Consider the following 26,389-nt stretch of genomic DNA (forward strand, 5'->3'; position numbering starts at 1 on the left):
GGACTTCGATACGCCGTAGGCGGCTATCACCTCGGCGGCGGGGCGGCCTTCGATCTCGATGGCTGTGATGACCAGGCGGGCTTTCGACACCTCGGCAGCATCGGGGCAGGTGTATGCACACCCGCCCAGTTCAGTCCGGGATGTCTTGAGAGATCAGTCCGGTATGTCCTGAAGGAACACACCCGCAGCTCCACCTGTCGGCCTCGACACCGTCATTGCGACGGTGTCGAGGCCTCAGCGATGCGCCGCGACCGCGTGGGCGTCCCTGAGCCACCCGCAGCCGCGACGCACCTTCCGCACCCCACCCCTGTGGGACGAGGGACGGGCGTCGATCCTCACGCTGCGCGGTGTGTGACGTGCGCCACTCGCCTCCCGACGGTCGATGGTGACGACGGACACCGTCAGGCGCGGTCCTCGTCGGCCGGGTCCACGACGTGCGGGTCACCGACCGTGACGTCCGAGACGTGGACGTGACTGACGACGAGCTCCACCCCGGACGAGGGGCTGGTCGACGAACCGGTGCCCGGTGCAGGGAGGGGCACAGGCTCGCCGAGCAGGGACGCAAGCGCCTCTCGCGCGAGCTCACGAGCCCGGTCGCCGGTCTCGAGGATGACGGTGCCGTACTGGACGTAGAGCTCGATCGTGAGAGCGAGGAGCTGCTCGTCGCGGTCGATGTCGAAGAGGATGCGGCCGACAGCGGCGCCCTGCAGGTGCAGGTCGAGGTGCTCGCGCAGGACCGCGGTCACGGCGAGGGTGGACACGCGGAGGTAGTCGTGGGGCGCGTGTGCGCGCATCAGGAGGGATCGACGGGGCGCGGCAAGGGCGCGGGTCAGCACCCGGTCGGCGATCTCGACGACCCTCGGGTGCTGCACGTCCCGCAGCTGCCGGGTCGCTGCTGCGAGGCCGGCCTCGCCGCGCGCGAGCTCGACGCCGTCGGGAACTGGCTCAAGGCCGCTCATCGCCACTGCTCCATTCTGATCGCGAGGGTACGCCGTGCGCGGTGCAGCTGGCCACGCACCACGGTCGGGGTGGTGTCCAGCACGTGGGCGATCTCCGAGTAGCTCATGTCCTCGAGCTCACGCAGGATCCAGCAGGCCCGCTGGGTCCACGGTAGTTCGCTCAGCGCCAGGGTCAGTGTCCTCCACAGCTCACCCGACAGGTAGGCCCGTTCCGGGTCTCCGTCGTTCTCGCCCGCCAGTGTGGTGCGCGCCGAACCGCGAGCGAGGGGCTCGAGGATCTCGTTGTCGACGGCCAGCGGGCGTCGCCTGCGGCGGCGGTCGAGCGCCGTGCGCTGCACGATGGTGAACAGCCACGTCTGCACCTTCGCCGTGCCGTGGAAGTCGGGCAGCGCCTGCCACGCCTTGACCCAGGACTCCTGGACGACGTCCTCCGCGACCGCGGTGTCGTCGGCGAGGAGGTGCGTGGCGAACCTCAGCGTCCCCGGGAAGAGGCGGGCGAACAGCTCCTCGAAGGCCGCGCGGTCTCCCATGCCGGCCCGGCGTGCCAGGGCGTTGTCCGAGGCGTCGGGCACAGGAGGCTGGGCCGCGGAGCGCGACCCGTGCGGCGGGCGTCCATCGTGACTCGGCATGACGCACCTTCTGGGAGCGAGCGCGGCCCCGGCTGGGCCTCGCTGGTCATCTTGGCAGACCACTCCATGCCGCCCCGCGGACTCGTGTCGCCCAGTCGTGGCGTGTCGTGCGTCACATCTGCGTGACGATCATCCGCCATCCGTCGTCTCACTTGCGAACGAATGCACGACACCAGAACCAGCCTGGCGGGATCCATCGAGGATCCGTGCGGGCGATCAAGAAGATCGACGAAGGAAAGAGGACTGATCACGTGAGCGAGAAGAGCATCGAGAAGGCCACCGCCGGCACGAGCGAGCTCGAGTCCACCCAGGGCCGCACCACCATCGCGGACACGGTCGTGGCCAAGATCGCCGGTCTGGCCACCAAGGAGGTCTCCGGCGTGTACGCCCTCGGCGGCGGCACCGCCCGCGCAGTGGGCGCGATCCGCGACCGCATCCCCGGCAGCTCGAAGAACCACTCGCAGGGCATCTCGGTCGAGGTGGGCGAGAAGGAGGCTGCAGTCGACATCCAGCTGGTCGCCGAGTACGGCGTCGCCATCGCCGACCTCGCCGCTGGCATCCGCAGCAACGTCATCGCCTCGATCGAGCGCATGGTCGGACTGCACGTCGTCGAGGTCAACATCGAGGTCCAGGACGTCCACATCGAGTCCGACGACGACGAGGCGACCGACCACGGCACCGGTGCCGGCACCGGCACCAGCGAGCCGCGGGTCCAGTGACCGCCCCCACCGGGACCGCGCGAGGCGACCAGCCCGCAGAGGCCGCCGACCTGGTGGCCGCTGCGGTGCTGGCGGTACCCGGCGTGTCCGGCCTGCACGGCGGCGCGTTCGGCGAGGTGGGCACCTACCTGCCGGGCCGTCGCGTGAGCGGGGTCAGGCTCGGGGAGCAGAGTGCGGTGCACATCACCGTCGCGATGCACGCCGAGATCCTGGAGGTGGTCCGCGAGGTCCGAGACACCGTGTCGGCGCTGGTCGGGGGTCCGGTCGAGGTGGTCGTCGAGGACGTCACCGCCACGGAGCAGGGCTGACCATGACGAGCGAACCGGGGCAGGCGCCTCGCGGCGGCAGTCCGTTCCGGGGCCCGCACGACGCCGCCCTGCGCAAGCAGTGGCAGCGGGAGCGCCGCGCCGCGGTCCGCACGCACCACCCCGACCGGGGCGGCACCACCCACGAGATGCAACGACGGCTCGATGCCATCGACGCCGCCTACCAGCGTCTGGGGGACGCTCCGGCTCGCCGGGCGGACGGCGGCTGGGTCGGGGCGAGTGCAACGGTCGCACCTGCCCCCGGGGTCACACGGCGCGCCATGCGCCGGACCCAGCACCACCTCCGACAGCTCGCACGTGCCGGTCGCGCCAGGATCCCGAAGGGCTGGCCCGGGCGACGCCGCTACTTCGACCTGTAGCAACCGATCACGCAGACGTCTCGACCCTCCGTCGATGCCCGCCCGGGCAACCACGGCCACATCCACCGGCTCGGTCACCCGAGCCCACTGACAAGGAGCACAGCATGACTACTTCCACCATCGGTCTCATCGCCGGCCTGCTGCTGGCGATCGCCGCCGCCGCCGGAGGGTTCCCCGGCTTCCTGATCGCTCTCGTCCTGGGCGCCGCCGGATACCTGATCGGCGGACACTTCGACGGCGAGATCGACCTCTCGGCCCTGGTCGGACGTCGTGACCGTGGCTGACACCGAGTCCGCAGCCACCTCCCCGGCTGCCGATCGCGGCCGGACCGTCATCGCCGACAAGGTCGTCGAGCGCGTCGCCTCCATCGCGACGTCCGAGGTCGAAGCCGTCATCGACACCCGCAAGGGGTGGACGAAGCTCATTCGCAAGGGCCTGCCGCACGCCGAGGCAGTCGTGGCAGGCGACACGTCGAAGATCACCGTCGAGGTGGCTGCGACCTGGCCGACGCCGCTGGCCCAGGTCGCTGCGCAGGTCCGCGAGCACGTGACCCGTCAGGTCGTCGACATCACCGGTGTCACCGTCACCCGGGTCGACGTCACCGTCGCCGACGTGGTGCACCTCGACGCCGCCGAGGCCCGGGTGCAGTAGACCCGCCCGGCCACGCAGCGCTCCGAGAGGCGCCTCACCAACCAGAAGGAAGATTCCATGATCACCACCTCCGACACCTCGGCCGGCGACACCTCTGCCGGCGACACCGGTCGCGCACTCGAGGGCTCCGCCTCGACGGCCAGGGTCGCGGCTCCGCCGGCTCCGGCCGTCTCTGCCGAGGACGCGCTGCGCGCCGCCAAGCCTCCCGTGGGCACCGGGGCCTCGCCCCTGTTCGCGCAGCTGATCGCGCTCGCCTTCATCGGGCTGGGCGTGGTGGGGGTCCAGGCCCTCCTCGTGTCCTGGGGGGTCGTGACCGGCCCGGCATGGATCTCCTCGACCGTCGAGGCGGGTGACGGCATCGCGGGTGACTCGGTGCTGGTCCTCCTGACGGGGATCGTCGCGGTGGTGCTCGGCCTGCTGCTCCTGCCCGTCGTCTTCAGGAGGAGGCCGCGCAAGGGACTCGCGCTGAGCGCCCAGACCGGTGTGCACCTGCGCCCCCGCGACCTCGCCGAGGTCCTCGAGTCGCGCCTCGAGGGGACCGACACCCTCACGGACGTCCGGGTGAAGGCCACGCGCCGCAGGGTGCGCATCACCGCCGACTCCGTGGCCTCGAAGGGCCAGAACAGCCAGGTCCAGGACGATATCGAAGCACGCGTCGGTCCCGCCCTCGACGCCCTCGAACGCAAGCCGCGGCTCGCGGTCGCCATCCGCAACGACGGAATCTGAGGAACTGACATGACGACTCGCAAGACCCTTCTCATCGACCGCACCGCGACCCTCGTGCTGGCGCTGGTGCTGATCCTCGGTGGCCTCGCATCCATCTGGTGGTGGAGTGGTGCGACCATCGCCGGCCACCGGCTTCCCGACTCGAGTGACACCAGCCGGGTCGCCGAGACCGTCGACACCTCCTGGTTCCCCTGGGTCGCCGCACTGGCGGGCATCGTCCTGGGCCTGATCGGGATCCGCTGGATCGCCTCGCACCTGTCGAGCCCGCGGGTCAAGCGCCTCGTCCTCGGCGGGTCCGACTCCTCCGGACGCCTCGACGTCGCGGGGTCGAAGGTGGCCGCAGCCGCCGGCGATGCGCTCGCGAGCACCATCGGCGTCCGCTCGGCCCGAGGTGCCGTGGTGCGCGACCGAGGTCAGCTCGTGGCGCACCTCAACGCGGTCATCGAGCCCGACGCCGACCTGGCACACCTCGCGCGCCGTGCGGACGAGGTGTCGGCCCAGCTCGCCGGCGCGCTCGAGCGCGACGACCTGCACTGCAGCGTGCAGTTCCGCGTCGCCTCCCGCGGCCGCGCGCTCCCGCGCGCCACGTGACCCGCACGACACACCTCGACTTCCCCGGCACGATGCCGGGGCGGAGCAACACCGCATCACCCGACCCAGCAGAAGGAGAAGCACATGGGACTGGCAGACAAGGCCAAGAACGCCGCCGAGGACCTCAAGGGCAAGGCCAAGGAGGTCGTCGGTGACGTGACCGACAACGACAGCCTGAAGGCCGAGGGCAAGGCCGACCAGACCAAGTCCGACGTCAAGTCGGCGGGCGAGGACATCAAGGACGCCTTCAAGAAGTAGTGCACACCGCGCCACGGGTGCGGCGGGACCGGCACGGCCGGACCGCCGCACCCGTCCGTATCCTCCGTCCATGACCGACGGCGACGAGCTCGACACCCTCACCCGGCTCCTCGACGAGCGATGGACGTGCCGGCAGTTCCGCGCCGAGCCCGTGCCGCAGACCGACATCGAGCGGTTGCTCACCCTCGCGCAGCGCACCCCGTCGTGGTGCAACACCCAGCCCTGGCACGTCGAGGTGACCAGCGGCGAGGGCACCGGCCGGCTGCGGTCCGCGCTCGCCGAGCACGTGATGACCCACCCCCAGTCACCCGACTTCGCCTTCCCGCCGGCGTACTCCGGGATCTACCGGGACCGGCGTCGCGCGTGCGGGTTCCAGCTCTACGACAGCGTCGGCATCGCCCAGGACGACAGCGACCGTCGGCTGCAGCAGATGCTGCGCAACTTCGAGTTCTTCGACGCCCCGCACGTCGCGATCGTCACGACGGAGCAGGACCTCGGCACCTACGGTGCGATCGACTGCGGGCTGTGGGTCAGCACGTTCCTCCTCGGCGCCCAGGCGCTCGGCATCGCCGCGGCACCGCAGGCCGCGCTGGCGGCGTACCCCGACCTCCTGCGCGAGCACTTCGGGCTTCCCGAGCACCGCCGGGTGGTCGTCGGTGTGTCGTTCGGCTACGCCGACGACGAGCACCCGGTCAACGGCTTCCGCACCTCACGTGCCGCACTGGAGGAAGCCGTCAGCTGGCACCCGGTGTGAGCTCAGACCCGGCGGCTGAGGTCGGTGGCGACGTCGGCTCCCGGGTGGAGGATGCCGGCCAGGACCTCGACTCCGTCGACGAGCCTGGGCCCCGGGCGAGCGAAGTGGCTGTCGGCGTCGACGGCCCACACGGGCACGTCGGGGAAGCGGCGTCGTACGTCCTCGGCGAGCACGGCACCGCCCTCGAGGTCGTAGCCGCACGGCGCGCAGACGACCACGTCCGGGCGTGACCCCTGCGCGTCCTCCCAGGTGATGCGGCTCGACCGGGTGCCGACCTCGCCGAGGGCGGGCACACCTCCCGCACGGACCACCATCTCCGGGATCCAGTGCCCCGGGGCGAACGGGGGGTCGGTCCACTCCAGGACCAGCACGCGCGGCCGGTCCCGTCCTGCGACGCGCTGCTCGACGTCGGCGAGCCGGACGCGCAGCGAGGCGACGAGCGCCGCAGCCTCCGCGTCGCGACCGGTGAGTCCACCGATGCGAGTGATCGAGTCGAGCACGTCGTCGAGCGTGTGCGGGTCGATCGTCGCCACCTCGGCCCGGCAGCCGAGATAGGAGAGCGCCTCGTCGACGGTGCCGACGTCGATCGCGCAGACCGCACACAGGTCCTGCGTCACGACGAGGTCGGCGTCGATCTCGGCGAGCGCGTCCGCGTCGAGGCGGTAGAGGTCCTCGCCCGCAGCGACCGCCGACGCGACGAAGTCGTCGATCTCCCTGGCCGTCAGGCCCTCGGGCATCGCCGACGTGGACACCACGCGGCGGTCACGGGCGGCCGGTGGGTGGTCGCACTCGAAGGTCACCCCGACGACGTCGTCACCGGCTCCCACGGCGAAGAGGATCTCGGTGGTGGACGGGAGCAACGAGACGACACGCATCCCCCGACAGTAGGCGATGTCAGGCGTCGAAGACGTGCCAGCAGATGTCGTTGCGCCTGGCCTGGTCCTCGAGCACCAGGTCGCGGACCTCGCCGGGCAGCCGGTCGAGCTGCCACTGGCGCTCGGCCCGCCGTACGTCGTCGGCCCCGACGTTCTCCGGGACAGCGGCGACCGCCGCCTTGATGGCGTACGCCGCCGCGCCGAGGTCGTGCTCGGCCACGTGCGCCACGACGGCCGCCTGCCCGGCGGCGTACGCCGCGAGGCGTGGCGCACCGGCGAGGTCGCGCGCGGCGCCCATGGCATGCCCGCCCATGGCCCGGGTCGCCATCATCGCCGCCTCGCCGCTCGCCCACGCCCGCGCAGCCCCGATCGCGTCCCGGGGGCGTGGGTCGTGCGGCCGCACGACCTCGAAGAGCCCGAGCACGTGCTCGGCACAGTCGGCCGCCCACCGGGCGAGGAGGTGGTGGTGCTCGTCGGACAGGCTCCCGCCGCGCCGGACGGTGACCATCCGGGGATCGCGCACCGCGGGCAGGATCATCGCTCGACCGTATCGAGGTCGGCCGGGGGTGGATGAGAGCCTGTGTGCCGTGTCGTCCTTCTACTGGATCGCCTTCCTGCTGCCGATCGCCGCCGGGCTGGTGATCGCGCTCGTCGTCGTCGTCCTCGTGGTGGCGGCGGTGCGCAAGCCGGTGCAGCCGGGATGGTTGCCTGCGCCGACCGGGGGAGTCGGCGTGTGGAACGCCGAGGTGCTCGGCGACGGCGTGGTCGGGCGCATGGGCGGGACCATGACGAGCACGTTCGGCCTCTTCCACCTCGAAGGAGCGACCCTCTCCTTCACGCCGTCGGGCACCACGGTCCCGGCGTGGCGCGTGGAGTGTCGTCAGCTCGTCGTCGCACACCGCGCGATGCTGTCGCTGGACGGTGCCGACGTGCGGCTCACCGGGCCGATGGGCGACCTGCGGTGCAACGTCAGCGTCGAGCGGCTGAACAGGGTGACCCGCAACAACTTCAAGGACCTGCGCCAGCGTCGCTACTCGCGTGACTTCGTCGCGCTCCTCGTCGCTCACGGAGCCGTGACACGATCACTGCCGTGAGCGAGTGCGTCTTCTGCCAGATCATCTCCGGGGAGCTGCCCGGCCACGTCGTGCTGGAGACCGACGACTTCGCGGCCTTCCTCGACACCCGCCCGGTGTTCAAGGGCCACGTGCTGCTCGTCCCGCGCACGCACGTGGAGACACTGCCCGACCTCCCCGACGAGCTGGGCGCCGACTTCCTCAGGGCGTCGCAGCGGCTCGCGAGCGCCGTGAAGGACGGGCTCGGCGCCCAGGGCTCGTTCGTGGCGATCAACAACACCGTCAGCCAGTCGGTCCCGCACCTCCACCTGCACGTGGTCCCGCGGACCAAGGGCGACGGGCTGCGCGGCTTCTTCTGGCCGCGCACGAAGTACGCCGACGGCGAGGCGGAGTCGTACGCCGCTCGGCTGCGCCAGGCGCTCGGCTCCTAGCCCGGTGAGGGCTCAGGCCGACGGCAGGGTCACCGACGGTGGCGCCGACCGCGGTGTCGACGCGGCCCGGAACGTCCACGGCTCTGCGCGTCGCCGCAACGGGTTGCCGGTCGCCTTCGCCGCCAGCACGAAGGCCGCGGCCCCCACGACGGCGCCGGCCAGGGTGTCGAGGAAGAAGTGCCAGCCGAGGTAGACCGTCGCCACCGTCGTCAGCGCCAGGAACCCCCACGCCGCCACGCGCACGAGGGCCGGCAGCCGCATCGCCTCCACCACCAGGCACAGGGTGACCATGACCGCGACGTGCAGCGAGGCGAACGCCGCGATCGTCTGCACGGTGTGGGTGTCCCACGGCCCGGCGAGGACCTCGATGCGGTCCGAGAGCAGCGTGTCGCGCACGGCGCTGTTGGGCGTGCGGGGCAACGAGGCGAACCACTGGGGGTAGGAGTAGGTGGGGCCCAGCGACGGCACGGCGTAGTAGAGGATCGCGCCGAGGAGCCAGTCGATCGAGATGGCCGTGACGTACCACGCGCCGTAGGTCGAGCGGCGCGTCCACACGAGCGCGATCGCCAGGCTCGTGGGGACCAGCCCGATCCAGATGAGATAGACGGCCGCCACGACCCAGTTGGCCCAGGTGGTGCCGAGGAGGTCGTGCAGGACGACCGCGGGATCGTGCCCGAGCCACAGCGTCCGATCGATCCTGGCCAGCTCGGCGTCCGCGAGGCGGTCGGTCACGAACGGGACGTAGCTCTTGAGGTTGCGGAAGGCCACGTAGGCGACGTACCAGGTCACCAGGCCGCTGACGGTGAACCTCACCTGGTCGCGGTCCCATCGTTCGGCCACCACGGCGCGCATCGTGGCGAGGCTCGCCGTGCTGCCCCGCCGCACCACCATGACCCACCGGGTGATCACGTCCAGCGCGACGGCGCTCGCGACGATGACCGGCAGTCGGAACCAGGTGGGGAGGGAGGCGCCGTCCGGGTCCCGGAGCGGGAGGTGGTGCTCCCATGCCACCAGGGCCGCCGCCAGGGCCATCGCGGCCGCCACGACGGCGGCTGCCCTGAACTCGCCTCTCCGCACCTGCACACCGTAGCCACAATCCTGACGTGTGGTCCCACCCCACGTGGGTGATCCGGCGCCACTACCCTCGCTGGGACCAGGACGTCACCGAGCTGAGGAGTCATCGAGATGGGTCGATTCGACCGCCGCATCGCTGTCATCACCGGAGCTGCACGAGGCATCGGGTTCGGCATCGCCCAGCGTTTCGCGAGCGAGGGGGCCTCGATCGCGATCCTCGACCTCGACGAGGCCGCCGCCCAGGACGCCGCCGGACGGCTCGAGCTCGGTGACGGGGCGCGCGCGGTCGGGATCGGCTGCGACGTCGTCGACTCCACGGCCGCCGAGGCCGCCGTCCAGCGCACGGTGGACGAGCTCGGTGGCATCCACATCCTCGTCAACAACGCCGGCGTCACGCGCGACAACCTGCTGTTCAAGATGACCGAGGACGACTGGGACCTCGTCATGGGCGTCCACCTCAAGGGCGTGTTCAACATGACCAAGTCGGCTCAGGCACGGTTCGTGGAGCAGAAGTACGGCAAGATCCTCAACCTCTCCAGCGTCTCCGCGCTGGGCAATCGCGGCCAGGCCAACTACTCGGCGGCCAAGATGGGCATCCAGGGGCTCACCCGCACGCTCGGGATCGAGCTCGGGCCCTACGGCATCACCGCCAACGCGATCGCGCCCGGATTCATCGTCACCGAGATGACCGACGCCACCGCGCGCCGGCTCAAGATGGAGCCCGAGGAGCTGCAGCGGGTCAACGCGGAGGCCACGCCCGTACGCCGCGTCGGGCAGCCCGAGGACATCGCGGCCGCCGCCGCGTTCCTCTGCAGCGACGATGCGTCCTTCATCACAGGTCAGACGCTGTACGTCGACGGCGGACGCAAGCTCGGCTGAGCGTGGCGTCGACCGGGGCACTCGACGTCGGGTGACCCGGATCACGCTTCGCGCCGCACGTGCGCGTGGCGCAGGACCGTGCCGGTTTGTGCGCCTCGACGACGTCTGTCACGTTGGCTGGCGGCCCGCAATGGCCCATCCGCCCCGGACAACGCCGAGTCCTGCCCGGCCGGGGCGTCCCCCGAGAAGACGTCGAGGGCAGGAGTGGGGGACCCACAGGTTCCACCGCCACGCGCAGACCGCGCGTCGGCTCGGGGCTAAGTCACCGACGGTGGCGGAGCACTTTCCAGCTCCAGCCCGACAGCTCACCTCACAGGCGTGGGAAAGGAACACACTCATGCCTGCGAACTCCTCGAGGGCGCGAGCCTGCGCGCTCGCCCTGGCCGGAATCGGCCTCACCGCGTCGACGATGACGACCCTCCCGGCCACCGCTGCCACCTCGGCCGCCTCGTCGGCGACCGGCGCCACCCTGGCGTCCGGCACCTCCGGAGCGGCCCCCCACAGGCCCACGGGCAAGAACAAGGACGAGGGGAAGAAGAAGCGCGAGCGGAGGGCGGCCAGGCGCCTCGACGCCCGCGTCCTCGGCGCCCTCGGCACCGCCATGCGCCAGCGAGGCGACGCCTACGCGTACGGCGCCTCGGGCCCCGACCGCTTCGACTGCTCGGGCCTCGTCCACTACAGCTTCCGGCGCGCGGGCTTCCCCGTGCCGCGCACGTCCGGCGCCCAGGCCGACTTCACCAGGCGCATCGCGAAAAAGGACATGCGCCCCGGCGACCTGATGTTCTTCTACGGGTCCGGCGGGGTCTACCACGCGGCGATCTTCCTGCGCTGGGCGCGCGGTCACGCACTCATGGTGCACGCGCCGGGCTCGGGCCAGAGGGTCCAGGTGGCCGCACCGTGGACCTCCCAGTGGTTCGGCGGAACCCTGCGCCGCGCCTGATCTACCCTGTGGCGCGCCTTCCCCCATCGGGGAGGGCGCGCCCCCACACTGAAACGAAAGCCAGAGCCGACACCCCCGCTCGATCGGAGTCACCCGTGCGTCACCGCCGTCACCTCGCCTCGTCCAGGACAGTCGTGTCCGTGCTGGTCGCGTCCTCGCTGCTCCTCGCCGCCTGCGGCGGAGGCGACGAGGAGGAGCCGAGCGCCCCGTCGTCCTCCGAGCCGACCACCGCGGCGACGTCGGAGCCGCCGGAGCCGACGTACTGGCCACTGACCGGCCTCGAGCGCACCGGCAAGGCCCCCAACCACCCGGTGATCGTGACGAAGGTCGACAACACCTCCTCCAGCGCGCCGCAGATCGGTCTGGGGCAGGCGGACCTCGTCGTCGAGGAGCTGGTCGAGGGCGGCTACACGCGCCTCGCGGCGTTCTACTACCAGAAGGTCCCGAAGAACATCGGGCCCGTGCGCTCCATGCGCGCCAGCGACATCGGCATCGTGCCCGAGGGGGCGACCGTGGTGACGAGCGGCGCCGCCCAGGTCACGATCAACCGCATCAACGCGGCCGGCATCCCGTGGATCACCGAGGGGGACCCGGGCGTCTACCGCGAGACCTCGCGCTCGGCCCCCTACAACCTCTTCGCCCGTCTCTCCGAGATCGCCAAGGGCCTCAAGGCGCCGCAGGACGACCCGCCGCCCTACCTGCCCTGGGGCACGGAGGAGGACCTTCCGAGGGGTGGCATGGCGAGCACGCTCACCGCCGACTTCGGCGCGCACTCGACCACCTGGCAGTACGAGGGCGGCGGCTACGTCAACACCAACTCGTACGCCGCGGAGGGCGACCGGTTCCCGGCGGACTCCGTGCTGGTGATGCGGGTCGAGGTCGGTGACGCGGGCTACCGCGACCCGGCCGGCTACCCCGTCCCGGAGACGAAGTTCGAGGGCAAGGGCGCCGCGCTGCTGTTCCACGGTGGCCGCGTCATCCGCGGCACCTGGACCAAGGACGGCCACACCGGCGCCATCCAGCTCTCGAACAAGGACGGCGAGCTCACCGTGCCCGCCGGCCACGTGTGGGTGGAGCTCGTCCCGGCCGTCGACGGGGACGTCACCTTCGCGAAGTAGCGACGGGCGTCGGCATGGACCGCCTGCCATGATGGGTCGCATGCAGCCTGCCTCGGGAATGCTGCTGGTGGCGGCACCGGCGTTGCAGGATCCCCACTTCGCCGAGACCGTCGTGCTGCTCCTCGACACCAACGACGAGGGTGCCCTGGGGGTCGTGCTCAACCGACCCTCGCAGGTGCTGGTCGCCGACGTCCTCGAGCCCTGGCGCGACGTGGTGGCCGAGCCCGAGGTGCTCTTCCGGGGTGGCCCCGTCGGCACCGACGGTGCGCTCGCCGTGGCCCGGTTGCGCGACGCGCAGGACACGCCCGTGGGGTGGCGACCGGTCGCCGGCCTCGTCGGCATGGTCGACCTCGACACCCCCACCGAGCTCGTCGACGGCTCGCTCACCGCGATGCGCGTCTTCGCCGGCTACGCCGGCTGGGGTGCCGGCCAGCTCGAGGGCGAGGTGGAGCGCGGCGACTGGTACGTCGTCGTCGCCGAGTCGTCCGACGCCTTCCGCGGCGACACGACCGGCCTGTGGCGCGACGTCATGCGCCGTCAGCCGGGGATGCTCGCCTGGCACGCGAACCGGCCCGTCGATCCGGACCTGAACTGATCCCCGCGTTAGGCTTGCCCATCATGAGCACCATCGGATTCTCCCCGGGCAGCCAGACGGTCGAAGAGCGTCAGACCGTCCCGACGGACGAGGGTGACCACGAGCGGTTCTCGCACTACGTGCCGAAGGACAAGCTCACCGAGGCGATGGTCATGGGCACGCCCGTGATCGCCCTGTGCGGCAAGGTCTGGGTGCCGTCGCGCTCACCGGAGAAGTTCCCGGTCTGCCCGGACTGCAAGGAGATCTGGGAGTCGCTGAACCCGGGAGACAAGCCCGGCGGCGGGTCCGGCTCGGACGGCTCGGGCCCCGAGGCGTGACGGGGCGGCCCGAGGCGCCGCTTCCCCCCGCGTGGCCCGACCGGGCCGCCTGGGGCACAGCGCCCTCCCTGCGCGCCTGGCAGCAGGCGGCGATGGACAGCTACCAGTCCCGCCAGCCCCGCGACTTCCTCGCGGTCGCCACGCCCGGCGCGGGCAAGACGACGTTCGCGCTGACCGTCGCCGCCGACCTGCTCAGCCGGCGGGTGGTCGACCGGATCACCGTGGTCGCCCCCACCGAGCACCTCAAGACGCAGTGGGCCGAGGCCGCCGCGCGCGCCGGGATCCCGATCGACCCGACCTACTCGGCCGGCAAGGGCAAGACCTCCGACGACTACGTCGGCATCGCGGTGACCTACGCCGGCGTCGCGGTCAACCCGCTCGCGATGCGCATCCGCACCGAGCGCTTCAAGACCCTGGTGATCCTCGACGAGATCCACCACGCCGGCGACGCGCTGTCGTGGGGCGAGGGCGTGCGCGAGTCGTTCGACCCGGCGACGCGCCGGCTCGCGCTCACCGGCACCCCGTTCCGCTCGGACGTCAACCCGATCCCGTTCGTCAGCTATGCACCCGGCGACGACGGCATCCCGACCTCGGCCGCCGACTTCACCTACGGCTACGCCCACGCCCTCGCCGACCACGTCGTGCGACCGGTGCTGTTCATGGCCTACTCCGGCGAGATGCAGTGGCGCACCCGTGCCGGTGACGAGGTCGTCGCCCGCCTCGGCGAGCCGCTGACCAAGGACATGCACGCGCAGGCGCTGCGCACGGCCCTCGACCCGAAGGGGTCCTGGATCCCGGCCGTGCTCGAGGCGGCGGACAAGCGTCTCTCGGAGGTGCGCCGGCACGTGCCCGACGCCGGCGGCCTCGTCATCGCCGGTGACCAGGAGACCGCCCGCGCGTACGCCGCGATCCTGAAGAAGATCTCCGGGGAGTCACCCGCCGTCGTGCTCTCGGACGAGAAGGGCTCGTCGAGGAAGATCGAGAAGTTCACCCACTCCGAGGACCGCTGGATGGTCGCGGTCCGGATGGTGTCCGAGGGCGTCGACGTGCCCCGCCTCGCCGTCGGCGTCTGGGCCACCACCGTCTCGACGCCGCTCTTCTTCGCGCAGGCCGTCGGCCGCTTCGTGCGGGCCCGGTCGCGCGGCGAGACCGCGTCGGTGTTCCTGCCGTCGGTGCCGCACCTGCTGGAGTTCGCCTCCGACATGGAGGCGCAGCGCGACCACGTGCTCGGTCGCCGGGTCACCGACGAGGACGACATCTTCGCCGCCGAGGAGGGTCTGCTCGCCGAGGCGCAGCAGGGGGAGTCGGCCTCCGACGAGCTCGAGATGTCGTGGGAGGCGCTCGGCTCGACGGCGTCGTTCGACCACGTGCTCTACGAGGGAGCGCAGTTCGGCCACTCCGGTGAGGTCGTGTCGGGCTCGGACGAGGAGATGGACTTCCTCGGCATCCCCGGCCTGCTCGAGGCCGACCAGGTGCGCGAGCTGCTGCACTCCCGGCAGAGCGAGCGTGCCCGCAAGCAGAAGTCCGAGGGCAAGGGCGACCGCGTCGTGGAGTCCGTCGAGCAGCTCTCCACCCACCAGCAGCTCGGGGTGCTGCGACGCGAGCTCAACGGACTCGTGGCAGCGTGGCACCACCGCACCGGACAGGCGCACGGCATCACCCACTCCGCCCTCCGCAAGGAGTGCGGCGGACCGCCCGCCGCGGTGGCCAACGCCACGCAGCTGAGCGAGCGGATCGACCGGATCCGAGACTGGGCGATGAAGCAGTCGTCCTAGCGCAACGTCCCCACTAGGGTCGTGCCATGCCCTCGGAGACCTCCCAGACCCTCGACCGGGGCCTGCGTGTCCTGCGGGTGCTGGCCGAGAGCCCCGAGGGACTCACCATCACCGAGCTCTCGGCTCGGCTCGAGGTGAACCGCACGGTCGTCTACCGGCTGATCAGCACGCTCGAGCAGCACGGGCTGGTGCGGCGCGACGCCCGCTCCCGCCTGTTCGTCGGTCTCGGGGTGCTCCACCTCGCCAGTGGCGTCCAGCCGCTGCTGCGCGACCTGGCCATGCCGGTCCTGCGCCGCCTCGCCGAGTCGATCGGCTCGACGGCGCACCTCACGGTGGCGGACGGCGACGAGGCCCTCGCCCTCGCCGTCGTCGAGCCGACCTGGACCGACTTCCACGTGTCCTACCGGGTCGGCGCGCGCCACTCGCTGGCCCAGGGCGCGGCCGGGAAGGCCATCGCGCTGGCCGACGGTGACGAGGCGGCGTACGCCGTGACGAGCGGGGAGCTGCAGTCGGGTGCCCGCGGCCTCGCGGCACCGGTGCGCGGGGTCGACGGGCTGCGCGCGAGCGTGGGCGTGGTGACGCTCGACGGCGCGATCGACGAGGCCGCCGTGGCGCCGCAGGTGATCGCGGCCGCGCGCGAGGTGGCCGAGCGGCTCAGCTGACCCCCCGTGGGCCGATGGCTGCCGCCGCCAGCGGAGTCACCCGGTGGGGGATCTGGGTGGCGAGCGCGATGACCGTGGTCGACCGGTCGATCCCGGGCTCGGTCAGCACCAGGTCGATGACGCGCTGGAGGTCGGCGTTGGACCGGGCGACGACGCGTGCCCACATGTCGCCCGCACCGGTGATCGTGTAGGCCTCGAGCACCTCGGGGATGGCCGCGAGGTGGGTCGCCACCGCGTCGTGGCCGGCCCCCTGACGGATCTCGAGGGTCAGGAACGCCATCACCGGGTAGCCGAGCGCCTCGGGGGAGAGGTCGGGCCCCCACCCGGTGATCACACCCCGGGCGGCGAGCTTGTCGAGCCGGGCCTGCACGGTGCCGCGGGCGATGCCCAGGCGTCTGCTCGCCTCGAGCACGCCCAGCCTGGGCTCGCTGGCGAAGATCTCGATCACCTTGCCATCGATATCGTCCACTTCCGCCTCCTTCGCTGTGCACATTGCTCGAGGTTTCGGGCAACTGTTGCACACCTTGCGGAGACTGGGCAGGGTTCGGTCCATGACGACTGACATCGCCTCGACCGGTGGCGCCCTGACCGTGGACGAGATGAAGGCCGACCTCTCCCTCGAGCAGCTGCAGCAGCTCGTCGGGCTGGTCGAGTACGACGCCGAGTCCGACCCGTTCCCGGTGACCGGATGGGACGCGATCTGCTTCGTCGTCGGCAACGCGACGCAGGCCGCCCACTACTACGCCTCGGCGTGGGGCATGGAGCTCGTCGCCTACTCCGGACCCGAGAACGGCAACCGCGACCACAAGTCGTTCGTGCTGAAGTCGGGCTCGATCAGGTTCGTGCTGAGCGGCGCGGTCTCGCCCGACAGCGACCTGATCGCCCACCACGCCAGGCACGGCGACGGCGTCGTCGACATCGCGCTCGAGGTGCCCGACGTCGACCAGTGCATCGCGCAGGCCGTCAAGGCCGGCGCGACCGTGCTGCGTCACCCGGAGAACGTCAGCGACGAGCACGGCACCGTCCGCATCGCCGCCATCGCCACCTACGGCGAGACGCGCCACACCCTCGTGCAGCGCACCGTCGACGGAGTCGCCTACGCCGGGCCGTACCTCCCCGGCTACGTCGCAGTCGCGCCGACGTGGGAGAAGAAGGAGGGCGACCCCCAGCGGATCTTCCAGGCCCTCGACCACATCGTCGGCAACGTCGAGCTCGGCCGGATGGACGAGTGGGTCCAGTTCTACAACCGCGTCATGGGCTTCGTGAACATGGCCGAGTTCATCGGTGACGACATCGCCACCGACTACTCCGCGCTCATGTCGAAGGTCGTCGCCAACGGCAACCACCGGGTGAAGTTCCCCCTCAACGAGCCGGCCGTGGCGAAGAAGAAGTCGCAGATCGACGAGTACCTCGAGTTCTACAACGGTCCCGGCGCCCAGCACCTCGCCGTCGCCACCGGCGACATCCTCGCCAGCGTCGACGCGCTGCGGGCCAACGGCGTGGAGTTCCTCAACACCCCGGACTCCTACTACGAGGACCCCGAGCTGCGCGCTCGCATCGGCGAGGTGCGGGTGCCGATCGAGGAGCTGCAGCGGCGCGGCATCCTCGTCGACCGCGACGAGGACGGCTACCTGCTCCAGATCTTCACCAAGCCCCTCGGCGACCGCCCGACCGTCTTCTTCGAGCTCATCGAGCGCCACGGCTCCCTCGGCTTCGGCAAGGGCAACTTCAAGGCCCTCTTCGAGGCCATCGAGCGCGAGCAGGACGCCCGCGGCAACCTCTGATGTGACGAGGAGCGGTGAGTCAGCCACGATCCGACCGCCGAGAATGTGGCTCACTCACCGCCCAGGACCGACATCTAGGCTGAGCCGCATGATGATCCGCCCGGCCGAGCTGGCCGCGATCAAAGCCGGCACGATCGACCTGGCGTTCCGCCGGTGGGCCAGGCCGCGCGTGGTCGTCGGCACCCGCCTGCGGACGAGCATCGGGGTCGTGGAGGTGACGAGCATCGAGCAGGTGAGCACGAGCCAGCTGCGGGCCGAGGACGCCAGGCGTGCCGGGGCCGCCTCGCTCGCCGCGCTGAAGGAGGCGCTCGCGGCCAGGTCCGAGGACCCGGCGTGGCGGATCGGTGTGGCGTACGCCGGTCCCGACCCGCGTGAGGCACTGCGCGCGAGCGTGCCGGACGCCGCCGAGCTCGCCGCGATCAACGCGCGGCTCGACCGCATGGACGCGTCGTCGGCGTACGGCGCGTGGACGCGCGAGACGCTCGACCTGATCGATCTCAACGCAGGCGTGCGAGCGCCCGACCTGGCTGCGCAGGTGGGACGGGAGACGCTCGACTTCAAGAAGGACGTCCGCAAGCTCAAGGAGCTCGGGCTCACCGAGTCGCTGGCGATCGGCTACCTGCTCTCACCGCGCGGCGAGGCGGTCGTCGACGCGGGGCTGCCGAAGCCACGGGCGCGCCAGCCGCGCACGCCGGGCACCCAGCTCCCGCGCAGCATCGGGGCGCCGGCGACCCGCGCGCTCCGCGAGGCCGGGGTGACCACGCTCGAGCAGGTGGCGACGTACTCCGTGGAGCAGCTCGCCGCGATGCACGGCGTCGGGCCGATCGCGATCGCCCGCCTCGGCGAGGCGCTCGCCGAGCAGGGGAGCGAGCTGGCCGACTCCTAGGAGCGCGGCTGGAGCGGGGCGCCGTCGCAGCAGTTGGCCTTCATGTGGCAGTGCGGGCACAGCCAGCGCGTGGAGATGGGATCGAACTCTCTCCCGCAGAAGTCGCACGGCATGGGCGCGACGCTACTGCGCCGCGCCCACGCCGCACGGGAGACGCGCTGGGGTCAGGCCAGGTCGCCGACGAGCTCGCTCTCGGCCTCGGTGACGCCGTGCTCGGCGGGGGCCGCCCCGAGCGCTGCGGCGATGGTCCGTGACCCGGCGGCCACGATCACCACCCCGATCGCGACGGCAGCGGCGCCGAACCAGAAGGGCGCGTGGAGGTCGATCCGCTCGGCCAGCTTGAGCGCCACGAACGGACCCACGGCGCCGCCGGTGAAGCGGACGAAGGAGTACGCCGCCGACGCGACGGGCCGCTCGACCGGAGCCGCGCCCATCACGGCCTCGGTGACGAGGGTGTTGGTCACGCCGAGGAACGCGCCCGCGGCGACGATGCCGGCGGTCACGACCGGCTCGTGCGCGGCGCCGAGCGCCATGGCGGCGAGGTCGAGCGCGAAGAGCGCGAGCACGCCGGTCAGCGTGGGGAGCGTGCCGAACCTGGCCTGCAGCCGCGGCGCCAGCCACACCGAGGTGAAGGCGAGCAGCAGCCCCCAGCCGAAGAAGGTCCAGCCGATGCCCATGATCGAGTAGGTCGGCAGGGCGAACGGGCCGGCCGCCATCAGGGTGAAGAAGCCGAGGTTGTAGAAGATCGCGACGAGCGCCAGCAGCAGGAGAGCGCGGTGGCGCAGCGCGCGGAACGGGTCGAGCAACGAGGTCGGCCGTCCCGTGGGCGGCGTCGACGGAAGGAAGAAGGCGGTGGCCACCAGCGCCACGGACATCAGCACGGACACGCCGAAGAACGGACCGCGCCAGGAGATCTGCCCGAGGAGCCCGCCGATGAGCGGGCCGGACGCGATGCCGAGGCCGAGGGCCGCCTCGAACAGGATGATCGCCTGGCCGACCGAGCCCGCGGACGCGCTGACGATGGTCGCGAGCGCGGTCGCCACGAAGAGGGCGTTGCCCAGGCCCCACCCGGCGCGGAATCCGATCACGGCACCGACGCTGTCGGACATGCCCGCGAGCGCGGCGGAGACGATGATGAGCGCCAGCCCGGCGAGCAGCGTGCGCTTGGGGCCGATGCGGCTGGAGACGACGCCGGTGACGAGCATCGAGACGCCCATGACGGCCATGTAGCTGGTGAAGAGCAGGGAGACCTGGCTCGGGCTCGCGTCGAGCTGGCCCGCGATCTCCTTGAGGATCGGGTCGACGAGGCCGATGCCCATGAAGGCGATGACGCAGGCGAAGGCGACGGCCCAGACCGCTCGGGGCTGCTTGAGCATCGAGCCGGCTGCGGGCGTGGGGGAGGTGGTGGGACTGGTCACGGGGTGGGGTCCTCCTGTGGGTGCAGGTCGAGGACGTCCCGGAGCACCGCGACGGCGGTCGCGACCTCCTCGGCGGTGTGGTGGGTGTCGGTGAGCCGGGCCATGACGAGCTCGGCGTTGGCCCGACGTACGCGCGACAGCTCGGCGTGCCCGGTCTCGGTGAGCACGACGACGCGGGCGCGTCCGTCGGACGGGTGCGGTCGGCGATCGACCAGGCCCTGCTCGAGCAGTGCCCTGACCGTCGCGGTCATCGTCGGCTGGCTGCAGCGGTCGGCGGCCGCGAGCGCGGTGACCCCGCACGGGCCGAGCTCGTCGAGGAGCGAGAGCGTCCGCACCCCGGCGGGGTGGTCGACCTCGCGCCGGACCGCACGGGTCAGGCGCGCCGCCTGGACGACGAGGTCGCTGGCGAGGCTGGGCAGTGGGTCCGTCACCCCACCAATCTACATAGAAAACCTATGCAAATCCAGTCCAGGTCAGTGCGCGAGCAGGCCGATGCCGAGCGCGCCCATGATCACCGCGATGACCGAGTCGAGCACCCGCCAGGCGCCGGGGCGGGCGAAGAGCCCGCGCAGCAGCCGGGCTCCGTAGCCGAGGCCGAAGAACCACAGCAGGCTCGCGACGAGCGTCCCGGACAGGAACCACCACCGGTCGGCGCCGAAGCTGTTGGCGACCGTGCCGAGCATGAGCACGGCGTCGAGGTAGAAGTGCGGGTTCAGCCAGGTCAGCGCGAGCGTGAGCAGCACGGCGCGGCCGGGGGTGAGGGCGGTGCCCTCGCCTGCCTCGAGGGCGGAGGGTCGCCAGGCCCGCATCGCCGCGTGGACGCCGAAGGCGATCAGGTAGAGGCCCCCGAGCACCTGGGCGATCGGCAGGACTGCGGGCCAGCGCTCGAGGACGACGCCCAGGCCGGCGACTCCGAGGGTGATGGCGACGACGTCGGAGAGCAGGCAGGTCAGCACGATGGGCAGGACCTGCTCGCCGCGGATGCCCTGCCTCAGGAGGAAGGCGTTCTGGGCACCGACGGCGACGATGAGGGCGAGTCCGGTGAGGAGACCGGTGAGTGCGACCTGGAACATGAGGACAACGGTAGGAGCGAAATCGTCATCACTCCAGCGAAGTATTTTCACGAATCATTAGGATCTCTCATTATGAGAGACCTCACTCAGATCGACCCCGTCGCGCTCCGCACCTTGGCGGTCGCCGTGCGTCTCGGCACCTTCGAGTCGGCCGCCCGTGAGCTGCACGTGACGCCGTCCGCGGTGAGCCAGCGGATCAAGGCGCTGGAGACGCGCGTCGGTCGTGTGCTGCTCCACCGGGTCAAGCCGCTCGAGCCCACCGAGGCCGGACTGGTGCTGGTCCGGCTGTCGACGCAGACCGAGCTGCTGGAGCGGGAGGCCGTCGCCGAGCTCGTCTCGGAGGAGGACGAGGACTCCACGACGTACACCTCCCTGCCGATCGCGGTGAACGCCGATGCGCTCTACGGCTGGTTCGTCGACGCGCTGGCCGAGGTGCAGTCCCGCCACCGTGTCGTGTTCGAGGTCGTGCGCGAGGACCACACACGTACGGCCGAGCGTCTTCGACGCGGCGAGGTCGTCGCGGCCATCACCGGCGAGCCTCAGCCGGTGCCCGGCTGCCGGGTGGTGCGCCTGGGACGGTTGAAGTACGCCGCGGTGGCCACGCGCGCCTTCCACGCCGCGCACTTCGCCGACGGGGTCGGCGCGGTCAGCCTCGCGGAGGCGCCGGTGGTCGCCTTCGACCGCGACGACTCGCTCCAGCACGACTTCGTGCGCCGGGTCACCCGCCGCCACCTCGCGCCGCCGGTGACCTACGTCCCGTCGGTGCGCGAGTTCGACCGGGCGGTGCGCGTGGGCCTGGGCTGGGGCCTGCTCATCGAGTCGGACGTGACCGAGGAGATCGACCGCGGTGACCTCGTCGAGCTCGTGCCCGGCCGCCGGCCCGAGGTGCCGCTGTTCTGGCAGCACTGGCGGCTCGGTTCGTCGCTCGTGACGGACCTGACGGACGCCGTCGTCGACGCCGCTCGGCGATGGATGGCCGCGCGACCAGAAATGTGATTTCCCGGACAGGGCCGCTCGCGCGTCCCTACTCTGCTGAGCGGGACAGAGCACCGCGCTCGCCACCAGGACCTGATCGGGGACACCCAAGTGCTACGACGTCGCAACGCAGTGGGGGCATCGGCCCTGTGCGCCGGCCTGCTCGTCGCCCTGGCGGGGTGCGGGGGCTCGGGCACGGCAGCCGCCACCAAGACCACCGATGCCGTCCTCCTGGGTCAGCAGGTCCAGGACCTGATCGCGCAGGTGGACGACATGGGCGTCGTGGAGTGGCACGGCCAGATGCTCACCAAGAACCCCGACCAGGGTGGCAAGCGGATCTTCGACGTCGCCGCCCGCCTCGACGCGGCCTCGGGCGACAGCGAGCTGTCGGTCACCTCGTCGATCGACGGCAAGGAACAGCAGATCGACTACCTGCTGATCAAGGACCGCACCTACTTCAACAGCGACGCGTGGGGTCCCGGCGCTGCGACCTGCTGGGCCGACATCACCGGCGACAGCGAGCGCACCTGGGCCCTCCCCGCCGATCTCGACCCGAGCTGGGCGTTGAAGGCGGCGCGGGCGATCAAGCTCGACGGCAAGGACGTCATGGTGAGCCTGCCCTACAAGCAGGTGCTCGCCGGCATGCCGCGCGGACTGTTCACCGACGTCCCGACCGTCTCCTACGACACCGAGGCCGCAGGCGTCATCTCGCCCCACGGACCCCTGATCGAGGTCGGCGTCGACGTGCAGAGCATGTGGAAGAAGCTTACCAAGGAGCAGCGCGCGGAGCTCGCCACGAACCGGACCGGCTGGTGGGCGATGACCATGCGGGAGTCGAGCGACGACTCCGCGGTCGCGCCGCCGCCGAAGGTGTTCGACCCGGTCGTCACGCCGCCGAGCCAGTGCAAGCGCGGCTGAGCGAGCCGCTCACCGTCCAGCGGTTCAGAGCACCTTCGACAGGAACGACTGCGTCCGCTCGTGCTGCGGGTCGGCCAGCACCTGGCGCGGGTCGCCCGCCTCGACGATGACGCCGCCGTCCATGAAGACGAGCTTGTCGCCGACCTCGCGGGCGAACCCCATCTCGTGCGTCACCACCATCATCGTCATGCCCTCGGTGGCCAGGTCCTTCATCACTGCGAGCACGTCGCCGACGAGCTCGGGGTCGAGGGCGGAGGTGGGCTCGTCGAAGAGCATCATGTCGGGGCTCATCGACAGCGCGCGGGCGATCGCGGCCCGCTGCGACTGACCTCCGGACAGGTGCGCGGGATAGGCCGACTCCTTCTCGGAGAGCCCGACCTTGGCGAGGTTGGCGCGTGCGACCTCGACCGCCTCGTCCTTCCCGCGGCCCTTGACCTTCTCCTGCGCGATCGTGAGGTTGCGGAGCACGGTCATGTGCGGGAACAGGTTGAACTGCTGGAAGACCATCCCGATCCGCGCGCGGAGCTTGTCGACGTCCGCGTCGGGGTCGGTGATCTCCTCGCCCTCGACGAAGATCTTCCCGCTGGTCGGCTGCTCCAGCAGGTTCACGCAGCGCAGCAGCGTCGACTTGCCGGAGCCGGACGGGCCGATGACGCACACGACCTGGGCCTTGCCGACGTGGAAGTCGATGCCCTTGAGCACCTCGTTGTCGCCGAAGTACTTGTGGAGCTCCTGGACGTCGATCGCCGCAGTGGAGCGGTCGGTCGGGCTCGTCGGGCTGGTCGGGTGGGTGGTCATCAGCGGGCCCTCTCCGCGCGGCTCTCCATGCGGCGCACGACGATCGACAGCGGCACCGTGATCAGCAGGTAGCACAGCGCGATCACGATGATCGGCGTCAGGTTGGCCGCCGAGTTCATGCCCTCGCGGCCGAACTTGGTGAGCTCGTAGCCAGACAGCGACAGGCCGAGGATGTAGACGAGCGAGGAGTCCTTGGTCAGCAGGATCAGCTCGTTGGTCAGCGGCGGCAGGATGATCCGGAACGCTTGCGGGACGACCACGCTGATCATGGCCCGTGAGTGCGACATGCCGAGTGAGCGGGCCGCCTCCATCTGCCCCTTGGGCACGGCCTGGATGCCGGCCCTGATGGTCTCGGCCATGTAGGCACCGCCCACCAGGCCGAGCGCCAGGGTGACGATCCCCAGGTTGCCGAACGGGATCTCGTAGGCCGGGAATGCCAGGGTGAACCCCACGCTCAGCGCGATGAAGACCACCAGGGCGGGGAGTCCGCGGAACAGCTCGATGATGGCCGTCGCGAGCCAGCGGTAGGGCCCCACGCTCGACAGCCGCATGAGAGCGAGCACCAGTCCCAGCAGCAGTCCGAAGGCGAAGCCGCACGCGGTGTAGATGATCGTGTTCTTCAGCGCGATGGTCAGGACGCGGGGGAACTGCTCCTTGACGAGCTCCCAGTTCCAGAACGCGCGTTGGATCTGGCCCCAGTCGGCGACGAACGCGATGACGAGCACCACGGCGACGAGGACGACGTACTGGACCAGGCGCCACCGGGCCGCACGCTGACGGGGACTCGCCATGGGCTCACTTCACCTTCGTCGTCGGGTCTCCGGTCAGGACGGGGTCACTGCGGGGGAGCGGTGTCGAACCACTTCTCGTAGACCGTGGCGTACTCGTCGCTCTCGATGCCGTCGTTGATGGCCTCGAGCAGGCCGTCGTTGCTGTCCTTCTTCACCGAGAAGCCGTAGCTCTCACCGGTCTGGAACTCGGTGACGACCTCGACGTCGGGGTTCTGGCTGACGAAGTAGTTGAGCAGGCCGTTGTCGTTGACGCCCGCGTCGGCCTTGCCGGTCTTGACCGCCTGCTGCATGAGCGAGGAGTCCTCGAAGGAGATGATCTCGGTGTCCTCCGGGGCGTTGTCGCGGACGTAGTCGGCGCCGGTGGTGCCGTCCTGCACGGCGACCTTCTTGCCGGCCAGGTCCTCCAGCGAGGTGATGCCCGACCCGGTCTTGGTCATCAGGGCCTGGGTGGCCTCGAAGTAGGGGTCGGTGAAGTCCATGACGGCCTCGCGCTCGTCGGTGATCGTCATCGCCCCGGCGCTGACGTCGCACTGGCCGGTGTTGAGCGCCTCACCCGACACGATGGTCTCCCACGCGATGTCGACGACCTCGGTGTCGAGGTCGTTGGCGTCCGCGGCGATCTTCAGCACGTCGGGGTCGAAGCCGACGACGTCGCCGCCCTCGGTGAACTCGAAGGGCTCGTAGGGCAGGTGCGTGCAGATCGTCAGCACGCCGTCCTTGACGAGCGTGATGCCCGACTCGGTGGTCGTGGAGGTGTCCTCCTTGGCGCACCCTGCCGCGGCGAGGGACAGGGCGACGACGCCGATTCCGGTGGTCAGTGCGCGAGTCAACATGACCGACACCCTAGTCGTGGTCCAGACCGGCCGTCCTGCGCGCCCGCTGGAGGCATGATCTGACCATGCCCACCTATGTCGCGTTCCTGCGTGCGATCAACCTCGGCGCGAAGCGCAAGTTCCCCAAGGACGCCATCAAGGCGGCGACCGAGGCAGCCGGTGGTTCAGGCGTGGAGACCTACATCAACACCGGCAACGTCCGGCTCACCCACTCCGCCCGCTCGGTGGCGAAGGTGCAGGCGGCGCTCGAGGAGGCGTACGCCGCGGAGGCCGGGTTCGAGGTGCCCACCGTCGTCTTCACGGCTGCCGACCTGGCCGCGCTCACCGCGCGCGCGGAGGAGCTGCACGCGGCGCACGACGGCGACGTCGGCAACCACTACGTGACGCTCTACGCCACCCCGCCCCCCGCCGCTGCGGTCGAGGCGGCGCACGCGCTGGAGCGCCCCGGCGAGACGGTCGTCGTCGACGGCCGCGCGGCCTACGTCCTGCTGGCGGGCGACATCCACACGTCGAGGATCCTGGCGTCCAAGGAGTTCACCGCGCTCGGGAAGGGGACCGCGCGCACGGTCAAGGTGCTGCGCACCGTCACGGAGAAGTGGTGCTGAGCCGCTGCGTCGCGATCACGCGATCTCGACCCCGGCGCCGGACAGCTCCGTGATCGCCGCGGCCGTGGTCTCCTCCGCGACCCCGGCGCACAGAGCGGTCAGCACCCGCGTGTCGAAGCCCTCCCGTGCGCTGTCGAGCGCAGTGGCCCGCACGCAGTGGTCGGTGGCGATGCCGCACACGTCGACGTCCAGCACGTCGCGCGCCCGCAGCCAGTCGGCCAGGCCGTCACCCGACGTCGTACGTCCCTCGAAGCCGGAGTACGCCGCCTCGTGCTCGCCCTTGTAGAACACCTCGTGGAAGGGCTGCGGGTCCAGGTTGGGGTGGAACGCGGCACCCTCGGTGCCGACCTTGCAGTGCACGGGCCACGAGTCGACGAAGTCGGGCTTGAGCGACCAGTGGTCGCCCGGGTCGACGTGGTGGTCCTTGGTGGCCACGACCACGTCGTACGCCGGCGCGCCCTCGCCGCCGGCCGACCACCGCACCATCAGGTCGTTGACGCCGGACGCCACGCGGGCGCCACCGGACACCGCCAGCGACCCGCCCTCGCAGAAGTCGTTCTGGACGTCGACCACGATCAGTGCGCGTGCCATCCCACG

At 71.1% G+C, this 26,389-nt stretch carries 36 protein-coding genes and 1 riboswitch; of the genes, 23 read left to right on the forward strand and 13 right to left on the reverse strand.

All coding sequences use genetic code 11. The annotated features are described in order from the left end of the window. Nucleotides 1-401: 401 nt before the first annotated feature. Nucleotides 402-959 carry a hypothetical protein gene (locus IEZ25_RS00005; protein WP_191197367.1) on the reverse strand — a complete coding sequence of 186 codons (558 nt, stop codon included), beginning with the start codon at nucleotides 957-959 and terminating at the stop codon, nucleotides 402-404. Continuing rightward, nucleotides 956-1,588 (reverse strand): RNA polymerase sigma factor, encoded by a 633-nt coding sequence (locus IEZ25_RS00010; protein ID WP_191197368.1) that lies wholly within the window; start codon nucleotides 1,586-1,588, stop codon nucleotides 956-958. Before IEZ25_RS00010 ends, IEZ25_RS00005 begins: the two co-directional genes overlap by 4 nt. Before the next feature lie 251 nt (nucleotides 1,589-1,839). On the opposite strand from IEZ25_RS00010, the gene IEZ25_RS00015 reads away from it, so the two are divergent. The 9 genes from IEZ25_RS00015 to IEZ25_RS00055 all read left to right on the forward strand — a co-directional run bounded on the left by IEZ25_RS00015 (nucleotide 1,840) and on the right by IEZ25_RS00055 (nucleotide 5,972). Continuing rightward, complete coding sequence (locus IEZ25_RS00015) at nucleotides 1,840-2,307, forward strand: Asp23/Gls24 family envelope stress response protein (RefSeq protein WP_191197369.1); 468 nt, start codon at nucleotides 1,840-1,842, stop codon at nucleotides 2,305-2,307. After that, entirely contained in the window at nucleotides 2,304-2,615 is a 312-nt protein-coding gene (locus tag IEZ25_RS00020) for a hypothetical protein (RefSeq protein ID WP_191197370.1), read from the forward strand. The genes IEZ25_RS00015 and IEZ25_RS00020 overlap by 4 nt, the downstream gene beginning before the upstream one ends. Nucleotides 2,616-2,617: 2 nt before the next feature. Continuing rightward, nucleotides 2,618-2,992 carry a hypothetical protein gene (locus tag IEZ25_RS00025; protein ID WP_191197371.1) on the forward strand — a complete coding sequence of 125 codons (375 nt, stop codon included), beginning with the start codon at nucleotides 2,618-2,620 and terminating at the stop codon, nucleotides 2,990-2,992. 104 nt (nucleotides 2,993-3,096) lie between these two features. Beyond that, on the forward strand, nucleotides 3,097-3,276 hold the full coding sequence (locus IEZ25_RS00030) for a hypothetical protein (protein ID WP_191197372.1): 180 nt from the start codon (nucleotides 3,097-3,099) through the stop codon (nucleotides 3,274-3,276). Next, nucleotides 3,269-3,643, forward strand: coding sequence for an Asp23/Gls24 family envelope stress response protein (locus IEZ25_RS00035; RefSeq protein ID WP_191197373.1), 375 nt, complete (start codon nucleotides 3,269-3,271; stop codon nucleotides 3,641-3,643). The genes IEZ25_RS00030 and IEZ25_RS00035 overlap by 8 nt, the downstream gene beginning before the upstream one ends. 57 nt (nucleotides 3,644-3,700) lie before the next feature. After that, nucleotides 3,701-4,369, forward strand: a complete 669-nt coding sequence (locus IEZ25_RS00040; RefSeq protein WP_191197374.1) for a DUF6286 domain-containing protein — start codon at nucleotides 3,701-3,703, stop codon at nucleotides 4,367-4,369. A gap of 9 nt (nucleotides 4,370-4,378) precedes the next feature. Beyond that, the gene (locus IEZ25_RS00045) at nucleotides 4,379-4,960 is read left to right on the forward strand and encodes an Asp23/Gls24 family envelope stress response protein (RefSeq protein WP_191197375.1); all 582 of its coding nucleotides are present in this window, start codon (nucleotides 4,379-4,381) and stop codon (nucleotides 4,958-4,960) included. Nucleotides 4,961-5,044: 84 nt separating this feature from the next. Then, nucleotides 5,045-5,218, forward strand: coding sequence for a CsbD family protein (locus tag IEZ25_RS00050; RefSeq protein ID WP_191197376.1), 174 nt, complete (start codon nucleotides 5,045-5,047; stop codon nucleotides 5,216-5,218). 70 nt (nucleotides 5,219-5,288) lie between these two features. Continuing rightward, nucleotides 5,289-5,972, forward strand: a complete 684-nt coding sequence (locus IEZ25_RS00055) for a nitroreductase (protein WP_191197377.1) — start codon at nucleotides 5,289-5,291, stop codon at nucleotides 5,970-5,972. 2 nt (nucleotides 5,973-5,974) lie between these two features. On the opposite strand, the gene IEZ25_RS00060 is transcribed toward IEZ25_RS00055, so the two are convergent. Continuing rightward, complete coding sequence (locus tag IEZ25_RS00060) at nucleotides 5,975-6,847, reverse strand: cobalamin-binding protein (RefSeq protein WP_191197378.1); 873 nt, start codon at nucleotides 6,845-6,847, stop codon at nucleotides 5,975-5,977. A 19-nt stretch (nucleotides 6,848-6,866) separates the two neighbouring features. After that, nucleotides 6,867-7,385 (reverse strand): putative immunity protein, encoded by a 519-nt coding sequence (locus IEZ25_RS00065; RefSeq protein ID WP_191197379.1) that lies wholly within the window; start codon nucleotides 7,383-7,385, stop codon nucleotides 6,867-6,869. Nucleotides 7,386-7,434: 49 nt separating this feature from the next. Here IEZ25_RS00065 and IEZ25_RS00070 point away from each other — a divergent pair, with 49 nt between their 5' ends. After that, a complete protein-coding gene (locus IEZ25_RS00070) occupies nucleotides 7,435-7,941 on the forward strand; it encodes a hypothetical protein (RefSeq protein ID WP_191197380.1) in 507 nt (168 codons plus the stop codon). Next, nucleotides 7,938-8,351, forward strand: a complete 414-nt coding sequence (locus IEZ25_RS00075) for an HIT family protein (protein WP_191197381.1) — start codon at nucleotides 7,938-7,940, stop codon at nucleotides 8,349-8,351. The genes IEZ25_RS00070 and IEZ25_RS00075 overlap by 4 nt, the downstream gene beginning before the upstream one ends. A 12-nt stretch (nucleotides 8,352-8,363) precedes the next feature. On the opposite strand, the gene IEZ25_RS00080 is transcribed toward IEZ25_RS00075, so the two are convergent. Further along, nucleotides 8,364-9,428 (reverse strand): phosphatase PAP2 family protein, encoded by a 1,065-nt coding sequence (locus tag IEZ25_RS00080; RefSeq protein ID WP_191197382.1) that lies wholly within the window; start codon nucleotides 9,426-9,428, stop codon nucleotides 8,364-8,366. Nucleotides 9,429-9,536: 108 nt separating this feature from the next. Between IEZ25_RS00080 and IEZ25_RS00085 the strand changes: the two genes are divergently transcribed. The 7 genes from IEZ25_RS00085 to IEZ25_RS00115 all read left to right on the forward strand — a co-directional run bounded on the left by IEZ25_RS00085 (nucleotide 9,537) and on the right by IEZ25_RS00115 (nucleotide 15,711). Further along, complete coding sequence (locus tag IEZ25_RS00085) at nucleotides 9,537-10,304, forward strand: SDR family NAD(P)-dependent oxidoreductase (protein ID WP_191197383.1); 768 nt, start codon at nucleotides 9,537-9,539, stop codon at nucleotides 10,302-10,304. A gap of 180 nt (nucleotides 10,305-10,484) precedes the next feature. Further along, nucleotides 10,485-10,638, forward strand: a riboswitch (cyclic di-AMP (ydaO/yuaA leader). A 3-nt stretch (nucleotides 10,639-10,641) separates the two neighbouring features. Next, nucleotides 10,642-11,244, forward strand: coding sequence for a C40 family peptidase (locus tag IEZ25_RS00090; protein ID WP_191197384.1), 603 nt, complete (start codon nucleotides 10,642-10,644; stop codon nucleotides 11,242-11,244). Between the two features lie 140 nt (nucleotides 11,245-11,384). After that, nucleotides 11,385-12,362, forward strand: a complete 978-nt coding sequence (locus IEZ25_RS00095) for a DUF3048 domain-containing protein (RefSeq protein WP_191197385.1) — start codon at nucleotides 11,385-11,387, stop codon at nucleotides 12,360-12,362. Nucleotides 12,363-12,402: 40 nt separating this feature from the next. Then, nucleotides 12,403-12,957, forward strand: a complete 555-nt coding sequence (locus IEZ25_RS00100) for a YqgE/AlgH family protein (RefSeq protein WP_224748247.1) — start codon at nucleotides 12,403-12,405, stop codon at nucleotides 12,955-12,957. A 23-nt stretch (nucleotides 12,958-12,980) separates the two neighbouring features. Continuing rightward, nucleotides 12,981-13,274, forward strand: a complete 294-nt coding sequence (locus IEZ25_RS00105) for a DUF3039 domain-containing protein (protein WP_191197387.1) — start codon at nucleotides 12,981-12,983, stop codon at nucleotides 13,272-13,274. Nucleotides 13,275-13,366: 92 nt separating this feature from the next. Next, the gene (locus IEZ25_RS00110) at nucleotides 13,367-15,049 is read left to right on the forward strand and encodes a DEAD/DEAH box helicase (protein ID WP_397182740.1); all 1,683 of its coding nucleotides are present in this window, start codon (nucleotides 13,367-13,369) and stop codon (nucleotides 15,047-15,049) included. A gap of 26 nt (nucleotides 15,050-15,075) precedes the next feature. Then, nucleotides 15,076-15,711 carry an IclR family transcriptional regulator gene (locus IEZ25_RS00115; RefSeq protein WP_191197389.1) on the forward strand — a complete coding sequence of 212 codons (636 nt, stop codon included), beginning with the start codon at nucleotides 15,076-15,078 and terminating at the stop codon, nucleotides 15,709-15,711. Here the strand turns inward: IEZ25_RS00115 and IEZ25_RS00120 are convergent. Next, entirely contained in the window at nucleotides 15,704-16,180 is a 477-nt protein-coding gene (locus tag IEZ25_RS00120; RefSeq protein WP_318151951.1) for an Lrp/AsnC family transcriptional regulator, read from the reverse strand. The genes IEZ25_RS00115 and IEZ25_RS00120 overlap by 8 nt on opposite strands. An 82-nt stretch (nucleotides 16,181-16,262) precedes the next feature. Here IEZ25_RS00120 and hppD point away from each other — a divergent pair, with 82 nt between their 5' ends. Both hppD and IEZ25_RS00130 read left to right on the forward strand, forming a co-directional pair. After that, nucleotides 16,263-17,495 carry a 4-hydroxyphenylpyruvate dioxygenase gene (gene hppD / locus IEZ25_RS00125; RefSeq protein ID WP_191197391.1) on the forward strand — a complete coding sequence of 411 codons (1,233 nt, stop codon included), beginning with the start codon at nucleotides 16,263-16,265 and terminating at the stop codon, nucleotides 17,493-17,495. A gap of 88 nt (nucleotides 17,496-17,583) precedes the next feature. Next, nucleotides 17,584-18,381, forward strand: coding sequence for a helix-hairpin-helix domain-containing protein (locus IEZ25_RS00130; RefSeq protein WP_191197392.1), 798 nt, complete (start codon nucleotides 17,584-17,586; stop codon nucleotides 18,379-18,381). Nucleotides 18,382-18,545: 164 nt separating this feature from the next. Here the strand turns inward: IEZ25_RS00130 and IEZ25_RS00135 are convergent, their stop codons facing one another. From IEZ25_RS00135 to IEZ25_RS00145, 3 genes are read right to left on the reverse strand one after another with little or no spacing between them, the layout of a single operon-like run. Further along, the gene (locus IEZ25_RS00135; protein WP_318151952.1) at nucleotides 18,546-19,799 is read right to left on the reverse strand and encodes an MFS transporter; all 1,254 of its coding nucleotides are present in this window, start codon (nucleotides 19,797-19,799) and stop codon (nucleotides 18,546-18,548) included. Beyond that, nucleotides 19,796-20,230, reverse strand: coding sequence for a MarR family winged helix-turn-helix transcriptional regulator (locus IEZ25_RS00140; RefSeq protein WP_191197393.1), 435 nt, complete (start codon nucleotides 20,228-20,230; stop codon nucleotides 19,796-19,798). Before IEZ25_RS00140 ends, IEZ25_RS00135 begins: the two co-directional genes overlap by 4 nt. 42 nt (nucleotides 20,231-20,272) lie before the next feature. After that, on the reverse strand, nucleotides 20,273-20,872 hold the full coding sequence (locus IEZ25_RS00145; RefSeq protein WP_191197394.1) for a LysE/ArgO family amino acid transporter: 600 nt from the start codon (nucleotides 20,870-20,872) through the stop codon (nucleotides 20,273-20,275). 72 nt (nucleotides 20,873-20,944) lie between these two features. Between IEZ25_RS00145 and IEZ25_RS00150 the strand changes: the two genes are divergently transcribed. Together IEZ25_RS00150 and IEZ25_RS00155 are read left to right on the forward strand one after the other, a co-directional pair. Continuing rightward, nucleotides 20,945-21,868, forward strand: coding sequence for a LysR family transcriptional regulator ArgP (locus tag IEZ25_RS00150; RefSeq protein WP_191197395.1), 924 nt, complete (start codon nucleotides 20,945-20,947; stop codon nucleotides 21,866-21,868). 111 nt (nucleotides 21,869-21,979) lie between these two features. After that, complete coding sequence (locus IEZ25_RS00155; protein WP_191197396.1) at nucleotides 21,980-22,765, forward strand: hypothetical protein; 786 nt, start codon at nucleotides 21,980-21,982, stop codon at nucleotides 22,763-22,765. 24 nt (nucleotides 22,766-22,789) lie between these two features. Here the strand turns inward: IEZ25_RS00155 and IEZ25_RS00160 are convergent, their stop codons facing one another. Genes IEZ25_RS00160 through IEZ25_RS00170 form a run of 3 tightly spaced genes read right to left on the reverse strand, consistent with a single transcriptional unit; the run spans nucleotide 22,790 to nucleotide 25,187 of the window. Continuing rightward, on the reverse strand, nucleotides 22,790-23,563 hold the full coding sequence (locus tag IEZ25_RS00160) for an amino acid ABC transporter ATP-binding protein (RefSeq protein ID WP_191197397.1): 774 nt from the start codon (nucleotides 23,561-23,563) through the stop codon (nucleotides 22,790-22,792). Continuing rightward, nucleotides 23,563-24,354 carry an amino acid ABC transporter permease gene (locus IEZ25_RS00165; protein ID WP_191197398.1) on the reverse strand — a complete coding sequence of 264 codons (792 nt, stop codon included), beginning with the start codon at nucleotides 24,352-24,354 and terminating at the stop codon, nucleotides 23,563-23,565. Before IEZ25_RS00165 ends, IEZ25_RS00160 begins: the two co-directional genes overlap by 1 nt. Nucleotides 24,355-24,398: 44 nt before the next feature. Then, complete coding sequence (locus tag IEZ25_RS00170) at nucleotides 24,399-25,187, reverse strand: transporter substrate-binding domain-containing protein (protein WP_191197399.1); 789 nt, start codon at nucleotides 25,185-25,187, stop codon at nucleotides 24,399-24,401. A gap of 65 nt (nucleotides 25,188-25,252) precedes the next feature. Here IEZ25_RS00170 and IEZ25_RS00175 point away from each other — a divergent pair, with 65 nt between their 5' ends. After that, the gene (locus IEZ25_RS00175) at nucleotides 25,253-25,792 is read left to right on the forward strand and encodes a DUF1697 domain-containing protein (RefSeq protein WP_191197400.1); all 540 of its coding nucleotides are present in this window, start codon (nucleotides 25,253-25,255) and stop codon (nucleotides 25,790-25,792) included. Nucleotides 25,793-25,807: 15 nt separating this feature from the next. On the opposite strand, the gene IEZ25_RS00180 is transcribed toward IEZ25_RS00175, so the two are convergent. Further along, nucleotides 25,808-26,383, reverse strand: coding sequence for an isochorismatase family protein (locus tag IEZ25_RS00180; RefSeq protein WP_191197401.1), 576 nt, complete (start codon nucleotides 26,381-26,383; stop codon nucleotides 25,808-25,810). Nucleotides 26,384-26,389 lie beyond the last annotated feature (6 nt).

It is taken from the genome of Nocardioides hwasunensis, from assembly GCF_014779665.1.
In the GTDB taxonomy this organism is placed as follows: domain Bacteria; phylum Actinomycetota; class Actinomycetes; order Propionibacteriales; family Nocardioidaceae; genus Nocardioides; species Nocardioides hwasunensis.